Below are 20,520 nucleotides of genomic sequence, written 5' to 3' on the forward strand. Positions count from 1 at the left end.
ACAGCGCTAAAAATCGCTACACTGCCCGTATTTTCAGGCATTGTAGCGATTCTATTTTTTCTCAACTGTCAAAGACCGGATTTTAACTCATTCTTTTTAAAACGTCCAGTAAGACATTATGAAATTTAGGGTTTTTTCGACACCATTTTCAGGCTTGTAAAATCTCGTTAATTTCTTGACTATTTCACTCCACTATAGTAAGATTAACTAATAAGAAATAAAAGAAACTCAAAAAATAACATATACCAAGGAGGAAACAGAATTATGAGTCAATGCTATGGATGCAAAACCTGCCAGAGCGCAGACAAACCTTTAGAGAACTACATCCGTTCTCTTCCCATGGAAACCTCTCACCACCGCGTAGACACTCAGAAAACAAAATGCGGTTTCGGTCTTCAGGGCGTCTGTTGCCGTCTCTGTTCCAATGGTCCCTGCCGGATCACTCCCAATTCCTCCCGCGGAATCTGCGGAGCCAATGCAGATACTATCGTAGCCCGTAATTTTCTTCGGGCCGTTGCTTCCGGAAGCGGCTGCTATATCCACATTGTAGAAAACACCGCTCTGAATTTAAAGAAAACAGCCCAGAAAAAAGGAGAATTAAAAGGTCTGAAATCCCTGAACCATCTGGCTGATATCTTCGGGATCGAAGAATCTGACGACTACATAAAAGCAGAAAAGGTAGCTGATGCAGTTCTTGCAGATCTGTACAAGCCGGAATATGTAAAGGCAGAGCTTGTGGAAAAAATCGCCTATGCGCCCCGTGTAAAACGCTGGAAAGAGCTTGGCATCATGCCTGGCGGTGCAAAATCCGAAGTTTTCAAGGGTGTTGTAAAGTGCTCCACCAACTTAAACTCCGATCCCGTGGATATGCTTACCGACTGCTTAAAGCTTGGTATCTCCACAGGTGTTTACGGTCTGACTCTTACCAACCTTTTAAATGACGTTCTTCTGGGCCAGCCGGAGCTTCGCCCTGCTCCCGTAGGTCTGCGTGTCATTGACCCGGACTATATCAACATCATGATCACCGGGCATCAGCACACCATTTTCGTAGATCTCCAGGATAAACTGGTTTCCCCGGAGGCTGTTGCAAAGGCACAGGCTGCAGGTGCAAAAGGCTTTAAGCTGGTTGGCTGTACCTGTGTGGGACAGGATTTACAGCTTCGCGGCGCTCATTACACAGAGGTATTCGACGGTCACGCAGGAAACAACTATACAAGCGAAGCAATCCTTGCAACCGGCGCCATTGATGCCGTTCTTTCTGAATTCAACTGTACTCTTCCAGGTATCGAACCGATCTGTGACGAGCTGAAGATCAAACAGATCTGTCTGGACGATGTTGCAAAGAAAGCAAATGCGGAGCTTCTTCCGTTTAATTTTGATGAGCGCGAGGCGCAGAGCGAGATCATTATCGACAAGATCGTAGACGCATATAAAGAACGCCGCGGCAGTGTTCCCATGAATCTTCTTCCGGAGCACGGCAATGATAACACCCTTACCGGTGTCAGCGAAGGCTCCTTAAAGGACTTCCTGGGCGGAAGCTGGAAGCCGCTGATCGACCTGATCGTATCCGGTGATATCAAGGGTATTGCCGGCGTGGTAGGCTGCTCCAACCTGACAGCAGGCGGACACGACGTGCTTTCCGTTGAGCTGACAAAAGAGCTGATTGCCCGCGATATCATTGTCCTTACTGCAGGCTGCTCCTCAGGAGGAATTGAAAACTGCGGTCTGATGACTCCCGAAGCAGCAAAATTTGCCGGGCCTAAGCTCCGTGCTGTCTGTGAGAAGCTTGGAATCCCGCCTGTACTGAATTTCGGTCCCTGCCTTGCCATCGGACGTCTGGAGATCGTTGCCACAGAGATTGCCGCAGAGCTTGGAGTTGACCTGCCGCAGCTTCCGCTGGTTCTCTCCGCAGCACAGTGGCTGGAGGAGCAGGCGCTTGCAGACGGATGCTTCGGTCTTGCCCTTGGCCTTCCTCTCCACCTTGGCCTGCCGCCATTTGTTACCGGAAGCCCGGTAGCTGTAAAGGTACTGACAGAGGATATGAAGGAGATCACCGGAGGCCAGGTTATCATTAACCCGGATGCAAAGGCTTCTGCTGACATTCTGGAGAAGATCATCGAAGAGAAACGAAGCGCATTAAATATCTAGGAGGTGGTGTATATGAAACGAATTTTCATTGACGCCGCCAAATGTGACGGCTGTAAAAACTGTGTGGTTGCCTGTATGCAGGCACATCGCCAGGACGAAGGTACCGTATATACCCTGGACCTTACCGATATCCGTAACGAATCCCGCAACCACATTGTGCTGAGCGAGGACGGAAGCTATAAGCCCATCTTCTGCCGCCACTGCGACCAGCTGGAATGCGCAATGTCCTGCATGAGCGGAGCCCTTGTAAAGGATCCGGAAAGCGGTCATGTGCTTTATGATGAAACCAAATGCGGTTCCTGCTTTATGTGCGTTATGAACTGCCCTTACGGAGTTTTAAAGGCAGATACCGCCACCAGGACAAAGGTCATCAAATGTGATTTCTGTCACCACGACCCGGAAGGCCCGAGCTGCGTAAGAGCCTGTCCCAAGCAGGCCATTTATGTGAAGGAGGTGGAAGAATGAGACATATTATTATCGGTGTGGGCGCTGCCGGAATCCAGGCTGCCAAAACCATCCGTGCCCAGCAGCCCGATGCAGTGATCATCATGGTTTCCACAGATGAACATGTACATTCCCGCTGTATGCTCCATAAATATTTAAGCCATGAGCGGGATGAGGCTGCCCTTTCCTTTGTACCGGAGGATTTCTTTGAAAAGCAGAATATTTATTGGATGAAAAACAGCACCGTGACCTCCATAAACGATGCGGAAAACACTCTGACTCTCGGTGACGGCAATGTTCTTTCTTATGATAAGCTTCTGATCGCCACAGGCGCGCACAGCTTCATTCCTCCTGTGGGACAGTTCCGGGAAGCAAATAATGTGTTTGGACTTCGTGACTTAAGTGATGCTCAGGCGATCCGTCCTCTGGCAGATAAAGCGGAAAAAATCCTTGTGGTCGGCTCCGGCCTTGTGGGTATGGATGCTGCTTACGCCTTTCTGGAGCAGGGGAAAGCTGTTACGGTCGTGGAGATGGCTGACCGCATTCTTCCCCTGCAGCTTGACGAGATTGCAGGAAATACCTACCGGGAGCAGTTTGAGGCCCACGGCTGCCGTTTCCTTCTTGGGAAAAAGGCTTCCGAAACCATCATGAACCAGTCCGGCGCTATTGAGGCTGTGGTTCTGGATGACGGAACAAAGATTGATTGTGATCTGGTCATTGTTGCAGCAGGCGTGCGTCCTGCTATCGAATGTGTACAGGGAAGCAATATCAAAGCAGAACGCTTTATCGAAGTAGATGAAAACCTTAAGACAAGCTGTGACAATATTTATGCAGCCGGAGATGTTGCCGGCATTTCCGGTATCTGGCCCAATGCTATGAAGCAGGGCGAGACAGCCGCTTACAATATGTGCGGACTGAACATGAAATATATTGACCGCTATGCCATGAAGAATACCATGAATTTCTATGGGATCACAACCCTGTCCCTTGGACGCGGCATGATCCAGGACGGCGACCAGGTGGTGGTACAGCATGACTCCAAGGGATACAAGAGAGCCATCATCCGCGATGGCAAGCTGGACAGTATTTTAATCCAGGGTGCTATTGACTACAGCGGCGTTTACCAATATGTGATTAAAAATCAGATCGATCTCAGTAATCTGAATACTGATATTTTTGATCTGTCCTTCGCTGATTTTTACGGAACGGACAGCCTTGGTCAGTATATGTATCCCTGATACCAGGGCGAAACAAAAAGCATGTCTGCGGCAATTTCTGCTGCGGACATGCTTTTTCATTTCTTTTTGTCTGCCAATGCTAAGTTTGTATTAAGCTTTTCAGAGGCTTGCGCAGGCAGCCTGTATTTCTGCTTCGCAGGATCTCATAGCAAGGATGGTCTTCTCAAACAGATCGTTCAGCTCCCAGCCCAGCATCTGCGCGCCCTTTTCGATCACATCGCGGGAACAGCCTGCTGCAAAGCGTTTATCTTTGAATTTCTTTTTCAGGCTTTTTGTTTCCATATCCATCACACTTTTGGACGGACGCATCAGGGCAGCCGCACCGATCAGTCCAGTCAGCTCATCGGTTGCAAAAAGAATTTTTTCCATAATATGCTCCGGCTTCACTTCTGTACAGATTCCATAACCGTGGCTGCAGACTGCGTGAACCAGCTCCTCAGACGCATGGATCTCCGCCAGAAGCTCCGGTGCTTTTTTACAATGCTCCTCCGGCCATTTTTCGAAATCCACGTCATGAAGAAGTCCTGCAAGACTCCAGAATTCTTCATCCTCTCCGTTTTCCCTGGCAAACCATTTCATAACACCTTCTACAGTCAGCGCGTGCTGGATATGAAACGGCTCCTGATTATATTTTTTCAAAAGTGCCAGTGCCTCTTCTCTTGTAAAATTCGCGTTCATAATTCTATCCTCCTCTGCTTCGTCCTTCCGGACCATCTGCTTTTTTAGATCCTTGGCTTCGTTCCTTTCGTATCCCGTTTCGCAAGCTTGACCTTGTTCAGGGAATACGTTTTTTCATGGTGGGTAATGGTATATTCCTGATGAGCCTCCAAAAGGTATGCATGTTCCAGGGAATCTCCATCGGAAAGCTTCATTCCCTTCACGCCCATAGAGGTCTTCTTCATGACAGAAATCTCCTGCTTCAGGAATCGCAGGAAGTATCCGCCCCGGCTCTGGAGCACTACTTGTTCCATCTCGTCTGCTCTTCCCACAAAGATCAGCCTGTCACCTTCTCCAAGCTTGGTGGAAGCAATCGTACGCTTTGCCACATCAAATTCCTGTCCCGCTACAAGCTTGCACATAGAAGCCTGGGTGACAAACAGCAGGGAAGCATTCTTTACCTGCCCCATGGGAGCCACATAAAGCATCTGCTCCTGGGAGCTGTCATAGTTACTCAGATTGTCCACAGGCGTTCCCTTATCACGGAAACGAACAAGAGGAATGTCCGCCACCTTCACGGAGTGCATCCGTCCCATATCGGTAAAAATACAGATTTTATCCGTATTCATACAGGTAAACACGTATTTGTTTTCCCCATGGGCAGCCTCTTTATTTCTCTCATAAGCGTTTTTATCGATGATCTTCATATATCCAAAGCGGTCCATCAGGAAGCAGACTTCCATCTCTTCCATCTTCTTTTCCTCATAGACAGCTTCCTGGGCATTTTCGATAGAGGTACGGCGCTTGGTGCCGTATTCCTTTTTAATGCTGTCCAGCTCCTTTATGATCACATTTGACATGGAATCATAATGATTCAGGATGTCCTCATAGAGAGCAATATTCTTCATTGTCTCATCATACTCAGCCTGCAAAGCCTCGATTTCCAGTCCGATCAATTTGTAAAGGCGCATTTCCAGGATAGCGTTAGCCTGCCTTTCGGAAAAATGCAGTGCCTTTGCCGCCTTTTCGCTGGCTTTGGATTTGAACTTAATGCCCTCAGTCACGCCATCCACCAGGCATTTTTTTACCTGCTCCCGGTTTTTGCTGCCCCGGAGGATCTCAATGATCAGGTCGATCACATCACAGGCTTTGATCAGACCTTCCTGGATCTCCTTTTTCTCCTGCTCTCTGGCAAGGAGGGTATTATATTTCCTTGTGGTGATTTCAAAAAGAAAGTCCACATGGTATTCAATGATCTGTTTCAGGCTTAAGGTTTCCGGTCTGCCGCCTGCCACTGCCAGCATATTGACGCCAAAGGTGTCCTCCAGACGTGTCTTTTTATACAGCATATTGGTCAGGTTTTCCACATCCGTGTCTTTTTTCAGCTCCAGAACGATACGGATTCCTTCTTTTGAGGACTGGTTGGAAATATCCACAATGTCCGTAGTCTTTTTTGTCTCCACAAGGGCTGCCACATCGTTCAAAAACTTGCCGATATTGGCTCCCAGCATGGTATAGGGAATCTCCGTGATCACAAGCTGTTTCCGACCGCCTTTCAGCTTTTCTGTCTCTACCCGTCCACGGAGGCGGAGCTTTCCGGTTCCTGTTTCATAAATCTTTAAAAGCTCATCCTGATTCACCACAATTCCCCCGGTCGGAAAATCCGGTCCTTTCAGGTAACGCATCAGTCCTTTGACGCTGATATCATTATTTTTCATGTATGCCTTTACCGCATCCACAACTTCCCCCAGATTGTGAGGCGGGATGCTTGTGGCCATACCGACGGCAATACCGTCTGCCCCGTTTATAAGGAGGTTGGGGATCTTTACCGGGAGCACGGCAGGCTCTTTCTCCGTCTCATCGAAATTCGGCATAAAATCCACAACATTTTTGTCAAGGTCAGCCAGAAAAACCTCCTGTGTCAGCTTTTCCAGACGCGCCTCCGTATATCGCATGGCAGCGGCGCCGTCGCCCTCAATAGAGCCGAAGTTTCCGTGACCGTCTACCAGTGTTTTTCCTTTTTTGAAATCCTGCGCCATGACCACAAGCGCCTCATAAATAGAGCTGTCGCCATGGGGATGGTATTTACCCATGGTATCTCCCACAATACGGGCACATTTACGGTATGGGCGGTCATAGCGGATCCCCAGCTCATACATATCATAGAGTGTTCTTCTCTGAACCGGTTTCAGTCCGTCCCGCACATCCGGCAGCGCTCTGGACACAATGACACTCATAGCATAGTCAATATATGATTTCTGCATAACCTCCGCATAGTCAGTCGCAATTACATTTTCCTGTTTTGTTTCCATCTGCGTATCATTCCTTTTTCTTATACATCAAGCTCTGCATCTGCCGCATGTTCATAGATAAATGCTTTTCGCGGCGGCACATCGCTGCCCATGAGAATTTCTGTCACGCTGGATGCCATACGGGCATCCTCGATTTCCACCCGCTTCATTCTCCGGGTTTCGGGATTTAAAGTGGTTTCCCAAAGCTGCTCCGCATCCATCTCGCCCAGACCTTTATACCGCTGAAGGGTAAAGCTGCCCGGCTTGTGGGTGCGGCGGTATTTCTCCAACGCTTTATCGTCGTACAGATACTCCTCCGCGCCTTTTTTCGGCATAACCTTATAAAGAGGCGGCATGGCAATATACACATGCCCCTCATAGATCAGCTCGGGCATAAACCGGTAAAACAGCGTCAGCAAAAGCGTAGAAATATGTGCGCCATCCACATCCGCATCCGCCATGATCACAATTTTGTCATAGCGGAGCTTCGTGATATCAAAATCATTGCCGTAGCCCTCGGAAAAGCCGCAGCCAAAAGCATTGATCATGGTCTTGATCTCTGCATTTGCCAGCACCTTGTCAATGGTGGCCTTCTCTACATTCAGTATCTTTCCCCGGATGGGAAGGATTGCCTGGTAATTTCTGTCCCTGGCCGTTTTTGCTGAGCCTCCCGCGGAATCTCCCTCCACGATAAAGATCTCGCACTGGGAAGGGTCTTTTTTCTCGCAGTTGGCAAGCTTGCCGTTGGAGTCAAAGGAATACTTCTGTTTTGTCAAAAGGTTCGTCTTTGCGCGCTCCTCAGTCTTGCGGATCTTCGCCGCCTTTTCCGCACAGGACAGGATGGTTTTCAGCATTTCCAGATTTCTGTCAAAGAAAAATACGAGCTGCTCGCCCAATACCTTACCTGTGGCTCTGGAAGCATCCTGATTGTCAAGCTTTGTCTTTGTCTGTCCTTCAAATCGCGGCTCCGGATGCTTGATCGAAATAACAGCCGTCATGCCGTTTCGTATATCCGCTCCCGTAAAATTGGCGTCCTTATCCTTCAGTACCCCAATCTCCCGGGCATAGGTGTTCATCACTGTTGTAAAAATAGTCTTAAAGCCAGTGAGATGCGTACCGCCCTCAGCGTTATATATATTATTACAAAAACCCAGCACATTTTCCCTGAATTCATTGGTAAACTGAAAAGCAGCCTCCACCTGGATTCCCTCGGATTCTCCTTTCAGATACACAGGCTCGTGCAGAGCCTCAGCATTCTGGTTCAGATCCTTAATATAGCCCACGATCCCGTCCGGCTCATGGTAAGTAATGCTCTCCGGCTCCTCTTCCCGCAGATCCTCAAAGCATATAGTAAGCTCAGGATTCAGATATGCAGTCTCATGGAGACGGCTTTTCACATCTGCTGCGGAAAACCGTGTTTTTTCAAAAATCTCCGGATCCGGAAGGAAATTGATACAGGTTCCTGTCTCCTTCGTCCTGCCAAGCCTGGGCAGAAGCCCTCCCTCAAGCTCCAGTGTCGGGATTCCTCTCTCATAATGGTCATGATGGATGTAACCGTCACGGCTGACCTTAATATCCAGATAAGTGGAAAGAGCGTTTACCACCGAAGATCCGACTCCATGCAATCCGCCGCTTGTCTTATACGCAGAATTATCAAATTTTCCGCCTGCGTGAAGCGTAGTAAAAACAAGTCTCTCTGCGGAAACTCCCTTTTCGTGCATATCCACAGGAATTCCTCTTCCATTATCCGTCACCGTACAGGACCCGTCACGCTCCAGTACCACATGAATCATACTGCAATATCCTGCCAGATGCTCGTCCACCGCATTGTCCACAATTTCATATATCAAATGGTTCAGACCCTTGCGGGATACACTCCCGATGTACATCCCCGGCCGCTTCCGAACCGCTTCCAGTCCCTCCAGGACAGAGATACTCCCCGCATCATACGTGTCTTTCTTTGCCATGGCTGTTACATTTCCTTTCTTAAAAAGCTAATAAAACATTCGTTCTATATCATAACCCAATTATGGGTATTTTTGCAAGGAAAAAATTGCAACTCCCCCACCGCCGCAAAAAACACGACTCCAAAAAAATTCAATTTTTTTGAAAAAAACACTTGCATTCCAAGCCAAAGTATTATATACTAAGCAAGTCGGTTGACACGGCCAGTTGGTCAAGGGGTTAAGACGCCGCCCTCTCACGGCGGAAACACGAGTTCGATTCTCGTACTGGCTGCTTCCATTTACCGACCTTCATTTACATAGTTTCCATAACAAAACCATCATACGGCCAGTTGGTCAAGGGGTCAAGACGTCGCCCTCTCACGGCGAAAACACGAGTTCGATTCTCGTACTGGCTGCTAAAAAAGCAATCGGAAAATACCGATTGCTTTTTTTGTTTCATATAAAAGTCCACCACAGCCAATCTCTAGCCGTCAGACAAGCGGGCCAAAAGGGGGAGCGCGAGGGGGAATGCGGCCTTCGCTCTCCGAGCTTTCCCCCTCGCATTTCCTTTATTCCTCCCCCGCCTCCGCCGGAACAAACACACGTGACTTCTCTTTCTTCTCCTTATTATGAAGCTCCTCCGCCTTCTGCGTAGCCTCCTTACAGAATTCCATCTGAGAATTCACCAACGCCTTTCCTCTCTTATCCTGCTTCTCATAATTCCCTTCAGGCTGAAGAATATGCGCTTTCACATTATCCCTGAATTCCAGATCCAGAATATGCTTGATCTCCTTCTTGATGTGCTCATCCTCCACCGGGAATACAATTTCTACACGCCGGTCCAGATTACGGGGCATCCAGTCCGCACTGCCCATATAAATCTCCTCACTTCCGCCGTTATGGAAGTAGAAAATACGGCTGTGCTCCAGAAAATCTCCCACGATAGACCGCACATGGATATTCTCACTCACTCCCGGCACGCCCACCTTCAGACAGCAGATTCCCCTTACAAGCAGGTAAATCTTAACACCGCAGGAGGACGCATAATACAAAGCCGCCATAACCTTAGGGTCACACAGAGAATTCATCTTTGCCACAATACAGCTTGGAATTCCTTTTTTCGCATGATCCGCCTCTCTCTTGATCAGCTTTAAGAAACGATCCTTCATCCAGATAGGTGCCACGATCAGCTTATTCCATTTCTTCGGCTCCGAATATCCGGACAGCATATTAAATACTGCCGTAGCATCCTCTCCAAATCTCTCATCACATGTAAAAATACCGCAGTCCGTATACAGCTTTGCCGTAGAATCATTATAGTTACCGGTTGCCAGATGCACATATCTGCGGATTCCCGTCTCCTCACGGCGAACCACAAGAGTGATCTTACTATGCGTCTTTAATCCTACCAGACCATAGATAACATGACACCCTGCCTTCTCCAGCATCTTCGCCCAAACAATATTGTGCTCCTCGTCAAAACGCGCTTTCAGCTCCACCAGAACGGAAACCTGCTTTCCATTCTCTGCCGCCTGTGCCAGAGCCGCGATGATGGGGGAATTTCCGCTGACACGGTAAAGCGTCTGCTTAATGGCAAGCACCTCCGGATCCCTGGCCGCCTGACGTACAAAATTCACCACCGGATCAAAGCTCATATATGGATGATGCAGGAAGACATCTCCCTCCCTGATAACCTGAAAAATATCCTTATCATTCTGGAATGCGGTCACCGGAGCCGGAGTATATTTTGGCGTTTTATACTCATCAAAACCTTCCACTCCATATATCTTCATCAGCATAGTCAGATCCACCGGGCCGCTGATATAGAAAATGTCCTCATCTTTAATCTCAAACTCTGTTTTCAGAACCTCAAGAAGCCTTGGATCGATCTTGTCCTCAACCTCCAGTCTGATCACCTCGCCCCACTGACGCTTTTTAAGCTGCTTCTGGATCTCCACCAGAAGATCCTCCGCCTCATCCTCATCAATAGCCAGATCCGCATTACGCATGATCCTGTACGGATGGGCACATACCATATCATACCCCAAAAACAGCTTTCCAATATTTCGCTCAATGATCTCTTCCAGGAGAATAACCGTAGTATCTCCCGCTTTTTCCGATGGGATGATGATTACCCTCGGCAGAACAGAGGGTACCTGAACCGTTGCAAATACCGGAACCTCTTTTCCCTTTTTCTTGTCCTTTTTATAGATCAAAGCGCCGATATTCAGCGTTTTATTTCTGATAAGCGGAAACGGCCTGGATGAATCCATTGCCATAGGCGTCAGCACCGGATAAACATTATCCTCAAAATAGCGATCCACATACGCCTTCTGCTTGTCATTAAGGCTCTCATGCTCCGAAACAAGATGAAGTCCCACCTTCTCCAAAGCCGGAAGCACAGAACGGTTCAGCGTATTATACTGGGCATGTACCAGCTCATGGGTCTGTTTGCTGATCTCCTTTAGCTGCTCCTTTGGTCCAAGTCCGGCAATATCCGGCTTGTCATATCCCGCATGAACCTGATCCTTCAGGGAAGCCACCCGCACCATATAAAACTCATCCAGATTGGAGGAGGTGATGCTCAGAAATTTCAGACGTTCAAAGAGAGGCAGACTTTTATCCCTCGCCTCGCTTAACACCCTGTCATCGAATTTCAGCCAGCTTAACTCACGATTTACAAAATATTCCGGTTTTTCAAAATTCTTCAAATCCATAGCGACCACCTCTACATTTTTCTCTTGCGTCTGAGTACCAGACGGATGCCAAATACCTCTTCAAAAAATTCCACCTTATCCTTCAAAAGCCCAAGCTCCAGGGAGATATCCTGGTCAGAATCAACCACGAGGGAAAGCTCCCGGTCCTTTAAGACTGCCTTTAATCCTTTTACCTTCTGATAATGGCTGCGGTCCATGGCGTTTGCAAGGCGAAGAATAGCTGCAAGCTTTGCGATAAGCAGATAGCGTGACTTGTCAACGCCAGTCTCACCCTCGAACTTATCATAGTACACAAATTCCGCAGTATTGTACCGCACCGCGCTGGCAATGATCTGCCGCTCCTCTGTGGAAAGGCCGATGATCTCTGTAGCCATGATAATGCGGTAAGAGCATTCTGCCACATCTCCCATGCTGATATATTTTCCGCAGTCATGAAGCTGTACTGCGATCTGCAGAAGCAGCCTCTCCCTTGCTTTCATGCCATGTACCTTTTTCATACTGTCAAAGATGGCAAGCGCCAGGTCAGTTGTTCCCTGAATATGGCTTTTTCCAGTGGAATAGCGCTTTGCAATGTTTTTGGACGCCACAAGGATATCATTTTCAAAATTATGGACGCTTTTAATAAATTTTTTCTTTTCCCCAAAATCATAGGCAATACCGTCAAGCAGGGAAACTCCCGGCATCCACAGGGATTCTGCATGAAACAGATCGATGAAATTCTTGCAGATGACCATAGTGGGCACGATCAGGGTTGCGTATTCAGGATCAATATCCATCTCCTCCGCAAGCGCCTGCGTTGACTTATAAACTGTATTTTCATATCGTTTTTCAAACTCTTTATTTGTGACAATATTATCCTGACGCTCCTCCCTGAAAATAGTGTCCGTCAGGAAATCTCCCATGAGGATCACGTTCTTTATATCACGATCCTTCAGGTAAAGCCTCTGAAAGCTCATCAGGTCATTTCTGATAAACTCCTCAACAAGCTGTTCATAATGGGTATTTGTTTTTTCCAGCTCCCTGAGTCTTTCACGTATTCTCACGCTTCCCATTTTAAGGCTTTGGGTCGTCACAAGCGCATCCTTATCAAAAAGGGAAACCTGCAGGCTTCCGCCTCCCACGTCCAGAATGGCGGTTCCCTTCTGTATCATTTTCTTAAAGCCGTTCTCAATAGCCGCAATGGATTTATAGCCCAGGAAATGCTGCTCCGCATTGCTGAGTATTTCCACACGGATTCCTGTTCTCTGGAAAATCTGTTCAATTACAATGATCGGATTTTTCAGTTCACGAAATGCACTGGTAGCGCAGGCACGGTATTCTGCCACCCCAAACTCTGCCATCATCCGTTTGAAATCTCCCAGGATCTCGCAGATCGCATCCACCGTATCCATATCCAATGTTCCGCTGGAATAAGCTCCTTTTCCAAGCTCCAGGCGGTAACGGACATCGTTTATCTCCCGAAACCCGATTTTTTTAGACAGCTCAAAAATCTTCATGCTGACTTCATAGGAGCCGATGTCGATTGCCGCAAATGTAGTCACTGCCATGTTGTTTCCTCCTCCTTTATAAAAAGCCCCTTTTCTTTACTTCTGTGTCATAGTTCCCAGAACGTGATCAATAAACTGCTGGGCCGTCCGCCCTGTCAGTCCGCCGTGTGAAAGCTCCCACTTGTTTGCCTCCAGAAGCAGTTCGTCCTCCGGCATATCCACACCGTGTCTCTCTGCCAGCACCTTCACAATGTTCTGAAATTCCTTTTTATCTGGTGCGCCAAAATATATGCGTACTCCGAAACGATATACAAGAGAAAGCTTCTCCTGCACCGTGTCAGAGGAATGAAGATCATTGTCATCCGCCAGCTCCAGCTTGTCTGTCGCCTTCTCTCTTACAAGATGCCGTCTGTTGCTGGTGGCATAGATCAGGATATTGTCCGGTTTTTTCTCCAGTCCGCCCTCGATCACTGCTTTCAGATATTTATATTCAATCTCAAATTCCTCAAAGGAAAGATCATCCATATACAGGATAAACTTGTAATTGCGGTTTTTGATCTGCGCGATCACATCGTTCAGATCCTGAAACTGGTGCTTGTAAACCTCAATGATGCGGAGTCCCTCGTCATAGTAGCGGTTCAGGATTCCCTTGATACTGGAAGATTTTCCGGTTCCTGCATCACCGAAAAGCAGACAGTTGTTTGCTTTTCTGCCGCGGACAAAAGCTTCTGTGTTCTCGATAAGCTTTTTCTTTGGAATCTCATATCCCACAAGGTCCTCCAGCTTTACGTGGGCAATCCTTGTGATCGGTGCGATTACCACATGCCCCTCCTCATCGTGTTCGATACGGAAGGCTTTATGTAAGCCCAGCTTTCCGACTCCGAAATCCTTATAGAACTGCACCATATCAGCCATAAACTCTTCTGTGCTTTTGGCTGCCGCCAGTGTTTTGCTCATGCTGCAGATCCGGTCACGAATACGCTGGTTATACATTTTGCTGTTTCCATTGATGTTTTCATAGGATACAAGCTCTTTGCAGCAGGCAGTGTGAAATATGGTATCAAAAACTGTCAGATCATAGTCATAAAGTTCCTTGAAAATTTCAAAATCATTCATCGCCAGCATGTTGATGCTGCCATCCACCGCTCCCCGGATCTCGCAGGCTGTGCTGAAGGCGTTTTCATGGTTTACGAGAAGCTGGGTCAGATAATTATGCCACAGATTGCCCGAAAAGCCATACATTCCTGCCAGCTCCACCAGACCGTTGAGACACTGAAAGAATTCCCCTTTTCTGTCTTCCAGGCCTTTTTCTCCATTTTCCCAGGCATTTATCAAAGCTGTCATGGTATCCAGTATTTCCCCGTGCAAAAAATCACGGTAAAGAATACACTCATCTGTTCTAGCCATTTTTGTTCCTCTTTCTGTCTGTAATTCCTTTAATAATTTCCCAGGATCCGCAGGGAGCTTGCCTCTGCCTGGATTCCCCGAAGGGCATTTTTTACCGCGCTGTCCCGCAGGTTTCCGTCAAAATCCACGAAAAAACGGTACTCCCATGTTTTTTCCGGAATAGGCCGTGATTCAATTCTTGTCATGTTCAATCCATTATAAATGATATGAGACAGCATATTGTAAAGGCTTCCGCTTGTGTGGTGTGCCTCAAAACAGGTGCTCACTCTCCCTGCGTTCTCCTCATAAACAGGATTTTTGCTTAAGATAATGAAACGGGTGGAATTCAGTCCGTTCCGGCAGATATTTTCTGCCAGCACCTTCAGTCCGAAAACCTCCCCTGCGTCACGGCTCGCGATAGCTGCCTGGCTCTTGTCCTGCTCCTCGCTGACTTTTTTTGCCGCTGCCGCGGTATTGCTGACCTCTGTGCTCTTCCAGTCCCTGTGCTCCTCCAGAAACTGCTTGCACTGTGCCAGCCCCTGCGGATGGGAAAATACCTTTTTCACATCTGAGATCTCCGCGTCAGGCAGCCCCAGAAGCACATGCTCCACCCGGATGATCTGCTCTCCCACTATATAAAGCTGGTATTCTGTGAGAAGATCGTAAATATCTGCCACAATTCCGGCAGTGGAATTCTCTATGGGCAAAACGGCGTAATCCGCATTTTCTTTTGCCACCTCTTCCATGGCATCGCGGAAGGTTTTTACATGGTAGCTTTTGATATCATCTTCAAAATAAGCTCTCATCGCACCGTAGCTGTACGCCCCTTCCACGCCCTGAAAGACCACCGTCACGCCGGAGCGCGGAAGCTCCTTTACCATCTTAAAATCCTCGGATTCCTTTACATCGTGCTGGGTCAGAAGCTGATACTGGCGTTTCCGGCTGATCGCCATGATCTGCTGAAACAGCTCCTGGGCGCCAAGAGCATTGAACTCTCCGTGTGCTTTTTCCTTTAATGAAGCGATTTTCGCCCGCTCCCTCTCAGGGTCAAGGACCTGCATCCCGGTGCGTATCTTATACTCCGCCACATCCTCACATACCTTCATTCTTTCTTCAAAAAGGCGGATGATCTCATTATCTATCCTGTCGATTTCCTGTCTGCACTGCTGTAAATCCGTCATGATTCTACTTTATCCTCTCGTTGTTCTACAATTCCCGTAAGCTCCCCGATAAAAGACAGAGACCCGAAAGCAAGGATCACATCCTGCGGCTCTGCCAGGGCAAAGGCTTTCTCCACAGCCTCCTCAAGGCTCTCTTCCGCTTCCACATCGGAATGAAACTCTGCTGCTGCCTTTGCCAGCTCCCGGGCAGGCAAAGCCCTGGGATTATTCGGAGTCTCTATGGTAAAAATCTTTTCCGCATAGGGTGCTGTTTTTTTCAGAACACTTCTGTAATCCTTATCACGGAACATTCCCATGATAAAATACAGCCTTTTGCCGGAAAAATAATGTTCAATAGACGCTGCCATCATATCGGCTGCCGCAGGATTATGCGCTCCGTCCACCACAAACAGCGGATCTTTGCACAAAACCGTAAATCGTCCTCTCCAGCTTGTAGCGGCAAGCCCTTTTTTTCTCTGCTCATCTGTAGTCCTGTAGCCAAGCTTGTCCAGAATCTCAAGGGCATCCAGGGCAAGGACTGCATTTTCCTTCTGGTAAACACCAGCCAGCGGGACCCGGTAGGTTTCCCCCTGCCATACAAAGGTCTGGCCGTCCACATCCTCAGAAATGATCTCTGCCCCTGAAGCATCCGATATTTTACAGGCCACCCCAAATTCTGCACACTTTTTACTGATGACCTGTGCTGCCTCCGGCCTCTGGTATGCTGTCACTGCCCGACAACCCGGTTTTATGATGCCGGCTTTTTTCTCTGCAATCTCTCCCAGGGTATTTCCCAGAAATTCCATGTGATCCATGCTGATGGAGACAAGAACTGCAAGCTTAGTATTTTTTATAATATTGGTGGCATCCAGATCGCCGCCCATTCCCACTTCCATAATTACAAGGTCGCATTTTTCTTCTTTGAAGAACAAAAATGCCACTGCTGTTTCAATCTCAAACGGGGTTGGATGAGGAAGCCCCTGTGCTGTCATATCCTGGATAACTTCAGAAATCTGCTCTACATATCGGACAAATTTTTCCCGGCTGATCCTTTCGCCGGAAATCTCCATTCGTTCGCGATAGGAATACAAGGTGGGAGAAATGTACCGGCCTACCCGGTAGCCCGCCTTTGTAAGTGTTGTATATAAATAAGCAATCACCGAGCCTTTTCCATTGGTTCCCGCCACATGGACATACTGCAGTTCCTCCTGAGGATTTCCAAGACGCTCCAGCATTTCGCGCATGTTGCCAAGACCCAGAACAGCGCCATACTGTGACGCCTCATCGATGTAAGCCCGGCTTTCCTGATAATTCATCTTCTGCTGCTCCAATCTATATTAAATTTGCTTCGCAAATTGCGGCGCAGCGAATAATCGCCCGCCACGCGGCACTCGCAATTATTATAATCCACCAGTATGATTTTTTCAAGGCGGGCAATACTAGAAACAGGTTAAAAATATGTTAAGGAGGCTGATTTTTTGAAGAATAATTTTCTGCTCTGCGGTTCCGTGGGCTGGTGTCTGGAGGTCATGTGGACCGGGCTTCACGCTTTGCTTGCAGGGGAGCCCACCATGATGGGCAAAACCTCCCTGCTTATGTTTCCAATCTACGGCTGTGCTTCCCTGATCGGCCCGGTGTATAAAAAAATCTGCCGTTTTCCCACCGCAGTGAGGGGCTGCTTTTACACTGCCGCCATTTATCTTACGGAATTTTTAAGCGGCAGCCTTTTAAAGCATTTCCATATGTGCCCCTGGGATTACAGCAGCACACCCCATCATTACAAAGGAGTCATCCGGCTGGATTACGCCCCTGTATGGTTTGCAACCGGATTACTTTTCGAAAAAATACTCACAAAATCTTCTTGAAAAAAACATAGAGGTATTATATGATAGAACGAAAGGAATTTTACAGGTTCCTTACACAAAAAAGATTAATGGAGGTATGACATGAGACACTTAATGAGTCCGTTGGACTTGTCCATACCGGAGCTTGAGAAGCTTCTGGATCTGGCCAGCGATATTGAGAAGAATCCAAAGAAATACGCCCATACCTGTGATGACAAAAGGCTTGCAACCCTGTTCTATGAACCAAGCACACGTACCAGGCTAAGCTTTGAGGCTGCTATGATGAACCTTGGCGGAAAGGTCCTGGGATTTTCAACCGCTGATTCCAGCTCCGCAACAAAAGGCGAAAGTGTTGCCGATACCATTCGTGTTGTTTCCTGCTATGCAGATATCTGTGCTATGCGTCACCCAAAAGAAGGTGCTCCGCTTGTCGCTTCTATGGCATCTAATATTCCAGTAATTAACGCCGGTGACGGCGGCCATCAGCATCCCACCCAGACTCTTACAGACTTACTTACCATTCGTTCTTTAAAAGGCCGTTTAGGCAACCTTACCATTGGTCTGTGCGGAGACTTAAAATTCGGCCGTACCGTTCACTCCCTGATTGAAGCGCTGGTACGTTATGAAAATGTAAAATTTGTCCTGATCTCCCCGGAGGAGCTGCGCATCCCAAGCTATATCCGTGAGGATGTTCTGAAACGCAACAATGTAGAGTTCGAAGAGGTAGAACGTCTGGAGGACGCGATTCCGGATCTGGACATTCTGTACATGACCCGTGTGCAGAAGGAGCGTTTCTTCAACGAAGAGGATTATGTCCGTATGAAGGATTTCTACATACTGGACAAACAGAAAATGGAGCTTGCAAAAGAGGATATGTACATTCTCCATCCGCTGCCCCGTGTCAATGAAATTTCTGTAGAGGTTGACAGCGATCCAAGAGCTGCATATTTCAAACAGGCACAGTACGGCGTATATGTACGTATGGCCCTGATTCTCACATTACTGGAGGTGGAATTGCCATGTTAAATGTTGGAGCACTTCGTGAAGGCTATGTTTTGGATCATATCAAAGCAGGAAAGGCCATGACCATTTATCATGACCTGAAGCTGGATAAGCTTGACTGTACGGTTGCCATTATCAAAAATGCCCGCAGCAACAAAATGAGCAAAAAGGATATCATCAAGGTAGAATGCCCCCTTGAGGACCTTGACCTTGACATTCTGGGCTTTATTGACCACAATATTACAGTAAATATCATCAAGGATGAAAAGATCGTAGAGAAAAAGGATCTCCGCCTTCCCAAACAGGTAGTCAATGTGATCAAGTGCAAAAACCCCCGCTGCATCACTTCCATTGAGCAGGGTCTTGACCATGTTTTCGTTCTGGCTGATGAGGAAAAAGAGATTTACAGATGCAAATACTGCGAAGAGAAATATCGCGGAAAACGAAATAAATAATTGTAAGATCAGAAAAACTCCCGCAGAGCAGATTGAACTGCTCCACGGGAGTTACTTTTTTCTGAATGCGCAATCAGACCGATAAGCCGGGTTATGTCATTGGGTAATCATCTATCTAGGCCAGCCGTTGCCGACTGGCTCAAGCGACCCACCTGAAAGCACGACGGGCAGCCGTATCGCTTTCTTTTCGGTCTTGCTTCGAATGGAGTTTACATGTGCCCGGCCTGTTACCAGGACGGCGGTAGTCTCTTACACTGCCTTTCCACCCTTACCCGGAGAACAAGCTCCGGGCGGTTTATTTCTGTTGCACTGGTCTGGGAGTCACCTCCACCGGACGTTATCCGGCATCCTGCCCTGCGAAGCCCGGACTTTCCTCGTCTGAACCCTTTCGTCTGTCCAGCCGCGATTACCTGGCCTGGTTGCGCAAATGTTATTCTAGCATGGATTTTTTCTTCTGTAAAGAGTGAAATATCCTGTCTCTACGCTCTTCTTGCCTCTTTTTTCTTCTCCATGGAATCCACACAGATGGTACATGCCGCATCGCCTGTAATGTTGACACAGGTACGTCCCATATCCAGGATCCGGTCGATTCCTGCAACAAGAGCGATTCCCTCCAGTGGAAGCCCTACGCTCTCCAGAACCATGGCAAGCATGATCATTCCGGAGCCGGGAACACCTGCTGTTCCGATAGATGCCAGTGTCGCGGTAAGAATAATGGTGATCTGCTGGCTGATGGTCAGATCAAAGCCGAAGATCTGTGCAATAAAGATGGCGCACACGCCCTGATAAATGGCAGTTCCATCCATATTAATAGTAGCCCCAAGGGGAAGTACAAAGCTTGCAACCTCTTTTCTTGCCCCAAGCTTCTGGGTACATTCCAGGTTGAACGGAAGGGCACCCACACTGCTGGCGCTGGAGAATGCAAAGATCATTGCCTGGCTCATTCCCTTAAAGAATGTAACAGGGCTCATTCCCGCGATCACCTTCACAGTAGAGGAGTATACCACCACCATGTGGACTACATAGGTCAGATATGCCACACCGATCACTTTCAGAAGCGGAAGCAAAACGGCTGGTCCGTTGCTAGCCACAACCGGACAGATCAGAGCAAAAACACCGATTGGTGACAGCTTAATGATCATCTCCATTACCTTAAAGCTTACCTCTGAAAAGCTGTCTATCACATCCTTGGCAACCTTTCCCTTTTCTCCTGCCACAATGATACCAAAGCCGAAAAACAGGGCGATCACAATTACCTGCAGCATGGTAGCGCTTGCAAGCGGCTGAATGGCATTGGACGGAAAAATATTCACAAGGGTGTCCATAAAGCTGGGCGCCTCCGCTGCCTCATACACCAGCTCCTCTGTTCCCAGATTATAACCTGCACCTACGTTTAACAGATTTGCCAAAAGCAGACCAAGAGTAACGGCAAAGGCTGTTGTGCACATATAGTAAACCACAGTCTTAATACCAATGGAGCCTACCTTTTTCACGTCCTGCAGCGAGATAATACCCTGCATGATGGAAAGCAGAACCACCGGAACCACAACCATCTTGATCAGATTCAGGAAAATCGTACCAAAGGGCTTAATATAACTCTCCGCCACGTCAGACACTCCCTGCATGGCGATTCCCACAACTACTCCAAGCACCAACGCAATGAAAATCCGCATGGTCAAGGATACTTTTCTCTTCTTTCCTGCTGTTTCACTCATAAAAAATCCCCCTCTTAAATGTAATTTGCA

Annotated in this window: 15 protein-coding genes, 2 tRNA genes and 1 other RNA gene; 8 read left to right on the plus strand and 10 right to left on the minus strand. The window is 47.8% G+C overall.

All coding sequences use genetic code 11. The annotated features are described in order from the left end of the window. Nucleotides 1-264 precede the first annotated feature (264 nt). Genes cooS through ACESZH_RS15005 form a run of 3 tightly spaced genes read left to right on the plus strand, consistent with a single transcriptional unit; the run spans nt 265 to nt 3,830 of the window. Nucleotides 265-2,148, plus strand: a complete 1,884-nt coding sequence (cooS, locus tag ACESZH_RS14995; protein WP_373217478.1) for an anaerobic carbon-monoxide dehydrogenase catalytic subunit — start codon at nt 265-267, stop codon at nt 2,146-2,148. 12 nt (nt 2,149-2,160) lie between these two features. Beyond that, on the plus strand, nt 2,161-2,613 hold the full coding sequence (locus tag ACESZH_RS15000) for a 4Fe-4S dicluster domain-containing protein (RefSeq protein WP_373217479.1): 453 nt from the start codon (nt 2,161-2,163) through the stop codon (nt 2,611-2,613). Beyond that, nucleotides 2,610-3,830 (plus strand): NAD(P)/FAD-dependent oxidoreductase, encoded by a 1,221-nt coding sequence (locus ACESZH_RS15005; RefSeq protein ID WP_373217481.1) that lies wholly within the window; start codon nt 2,610-2,612, stop codon nt 3,828-3,830. Before ACESZH_RS15000 ends, ACESZH_RS15005 begins: the two co-directional genes overlap by 4 nt. Nucleotides 3,831-3,929: 99 nt before the next feature. Here ACESZH_RS15005 and ACESZH_RS15010 read toward each other — a convergent pair whose 3' ends face one another. The 3 genes from ACESZH_RS15010 to ACESZH_RS15020 are packed head-to-tail and all read right to left on the minus strand — an operon-like array spanning nt 3,930 to nt 8,745. After that, a complete protein-coding gene (locus ACESZH_RS15010; RefSeq protein WP_373217482.1) occupies nt 3,930-4,508 on the minus strand; it encodes an HD domain-containing protein in 579 nt (192 codons plus the stop codon). Between the two features lie 44 nt (nt 4,509-4,552). Further along, nucleotides 4,553-6,799 (minus strand): DNA topoisomerase (ATP-hydrolyzing) subunit A, encoded by a 2,247-nt coding sequence (locus ACESZH_RS15015; protein ID WP_373217483.1) that lies wholly within the window; start codon nt 6,797-6,799, stop codon nt 4,553-4,555. Nucleotides 6,800-6,819: 20 nt separating this feature from the next. Continuing rightward, on the minus strand, nt 6,820-8,745 hold the full coding sequence (locus ACESZH_RS15020) for a type IIA DNA topoisomerase subunit B (protein WP_373217484.1): 1,926 nt from the start codon (nt 8,743-8,745) through the stop codon (nt 6,820-6,822). Between the two features lie 199 nt (nt 8,746-8,944). Between ACESZH_RS15020 and ACESZH_RS15025 the strand changes: the two genes are divergently transcribed. Both ACESZH_RS15025 and ACESZH_RS15030 read left to right on the plus strand, forming a co-directional pair. Beyond that, nucleotides 8,945-9,016: transfer RNA gene (locus tag ACESZH_RS15025), tRNA-Glu, on the plus strand. A 52-nt stretch (nt 9,017-9,068) separates the two neighbouring features. Beyond that, a tRNA-Glu gene (locus tag ACESZH_RS15030) sits at nt 9,069-9,140 on the plus strand. Between the two features lie 153 nt (nt 9,141-9,293). On the opposite strand, the gene ACESZH_RS15035 is transcribed toward ACESZH_RS15030, so the two are convergent. Genes ACESZH_RS15035 through ACESZH_RS15055 form a run of 5 tightly spaced genes read right to left on the minus strand, consistent with a single transcriptional unit; the run spans nt 9,294 to nt 16,790 of the window. Next, on the minus strand, nt 9,294-11,441 hold the full coding sequence (locus tag ACESZH_RS15035; RefSeq protein ID WP_373217485.1) for an RNA degradosome polyphosphate kinase: 2,148 nt from the start codon (nt 11,439-11,441) through the stop codon (nt 9,294-9,296). Nucleotides 11,442-11,452: 11 nt separating this feature from the next. After that, nucleotides 11,453-12,988, minus strand: coding sequence for an exopolyphosphatase (locus ACESZH_RS15040; RefSeq protein WP_373217486.1), 1,536 nt, complete (start codon nt 12,986-12,988; stop codon nt 11,453-11,455). A 36-nt stretch (nt 12,989-13,024) separates the two neighbouring features. Continuing rightward, entirely contained in the window at nt 13,025-14,335 is a 1,311-nt protein-coding gene (locus tag ACESZH_RS15045) for an ATP-binding protein (RefSeq protein ID WP_373217487.1), read from the minus strand. A gap of 29 nt (nt 14,336-14,364) precedes the next feature. Then, nucleotides 14,365-15,495, minus strand: coding sequence for a prephenate dehydratase (gene pheA, locus ACESZH_RS15050; RefSeq protein WP_373217489.1), 1,131 nt, complete (start codon nt 15,493-15,495; stop codon nt 14,365-14,367). Next, nucleotides 15,492-16,790, minus strand: coding sequence for a folylpolyglutamate synthase/dihydrofolate synthase family protein (locus ACESZH_RS15055; protein ID WP_373217490.1), 1,299 nt, complete (start codon nt 16,788-16,790; stop codon nt 15,492-15,494). Before ACESZH_RS15055 ends, pheA begins: the two co-directional genes overlap by 4 nt. A 162-nt stretch (nt 16,791-16,952) precedes the next feature. Between ACESZH_RS15055 and ACESZH_RS15060 the strand changes: the two genes are divergently transcribed. From ACESZH_RS15060 to ACESZH_RS15070, 3 genes are all read left to right on the plus strand, one after another. Then, nucleotides 16,953-17,339: a hypothetical protein gene (locus ACESZH_RS15060; RefSeq protein WP_373217492.1), complete on the plus strand. Its 387-nt coding sequence runs from the start codon at nt 16,953-16,955 to the stop codon at nt 17,337-17,339. 81 nt (nt 17,340-17,420) lie between these two features. Further along, complete coding sequence (gene pyrB, locus ACESZH_RS15065; protein ID WP_373217493.1) at nt 17,421-18,344, plus strand: aspartate carbamoyltransferase; 924 nt, start codon at nt 17,421-17,423, stop codon at nt 18,342-18,344. After that, the gene (locus ACESZH_RS15070; protein ID WP_373217494.1) at nt 18,338-18,775 is read left to right on the plus strand and encodes an aspartate carbamoyltransferase regulatory subunit; all 438 of its coding nucleotides are present in this window, start codon (nt 18,338-18,340) and stop codon (nt 18,773-18,775) included. Before pyrB ends, ACESZH_RS15070 begins: the two co-directional genes overlap by 7 nt. Before the next feature lie 66 nt (nt 18,776-18,841). Here ACESZH_RS15070 and rnpB read toward each other — a convergent pair. Both rnpB and ACESZH_RS15080 read right to left on the minus strand, forming a co-directional pair. After that, nucleotides 18,842-19,197, minus strand: an RNA gene (gene rnpB, locus ACESZH_RS15075) — RNase P RNA component class A. A 57-nt stretch (nt 19,198-19,254) separates the two neighbouring features. Then, nucleotides 19,255-20,490 (minus strand): dicarboxylate/amino acid:cation symporter, encoded by a 1,236-nt coding sequence (locus ACESZH_RS15080; protein ID WP_373217496.1) that lies wholly within the window; start codon nt 20,488-20,490, stop codon nt 19,255-19,257. Nucleotides 20,491-20,520 lie beyond the last annotated feature (30 nt).

Source organism: Ruminococcus sp. 5_1_39BFAA, from assembly GCF_964240875.1.
In the GTDB taxonomy this organism is placed as follows: Bacteria; Bacillota; Clostridia; order Lachnospirales; family Lachnospiraceae; genus Blautia_A.

Coding starts and splice junctions, on each gene's coding strand:
- ACESZH_RS15080 (WP_373217496.1), bottom strand. CDS start 20,490: ATGAGTGAAACAGCAGGAAAGAAGAGAAAAGTATCCTTGACCATGCGG.
- ACESZH_RS15000 (WP_373217479.1), top strand. CDS start 2,161: ATGAAACGAATTTTCATTGACGCCGCCAAATGTGACGGCTGTAAAAAC.
- ACESZH_RS15070 (WP_373217494.1), top strand. CDS start 18,338: ATGTTAAATGTTGGAGCACTTCGTGAAGGCTATGTTTTGGATCATATC.
- pyrB (WP_373217493.1), top strand. CDS start 17,421: ATGAGACACTTAATGAGTCCGTTGGACTTGTCCATACCGGAGCTTGAG.
- ACESZH_RS15055 (WP_373217490.1), bottom strand. CDS start 16,790: ATGAATTATCAGGAAAGCCGGGCTTACATCGATGAGGCGTCACAGTAT.
- ACESZH_RS15045 (WP_373217487.1), bottom strand. CDS start 14,335: ATGGCTAGAACAGATGAGTGTATTCTTTACCGTGATTTTTTGCACGGG.
- ACESZH_RS15005 (WP_373217481.1), top strand. CDS start 2,610: ATGAGACATATTATTATCGGTGTGGGCGCTGCCGGAATCCAGGCTGCC.
- cooS (WP_373217478.1), top strand. CDS start 265: ATGAGTCAATGCTATGGATGCAAAACCTGCCAGAGCGCAGACAAACCT.
- pheA (WP_373217489.1), bottom strand. CDS start 15,495: ATGACGGATTTACAGCAGTGCAGACAGGAAATCGACAGGATAGATAAT.
- ACESZH_RS15010 (WP_373217482.1), bottom strand. CDS start 4,508: ATGAACGCGAATTTTACAAGAGAAGAGGCACTGGCACTTTTGAAAAAA.
- ACESZH_RS15035 (WP_373217485.1), bottom strand. CDS start 11,441: ATGGATTTGAAGAATTTTGAAAAACCGGAATATTTTGTAAATCGTGAG.
- ACESZH_RS15015 (WP_373217483.1), bottom strand. CDS start 6,799: ATGGAAACAAAACAGGAAAATGTAATTGCGACTGACTATGCGGAGGTT.
- ACESZH_RS15020 (WP_373217484.1), bottom strand. CDS start 8,745: ATGGCAAAGAAAGACACGTATGATGCGGGGAGTATCTCTGTCCTGGAG.
- ACESZH_RS15040 (WP_373217486.1), bottom strand. CDS start 12,988: ATGGCAGTGACTACATTTGCGGCAATCGACATCGGCTCCTATGAAGTC.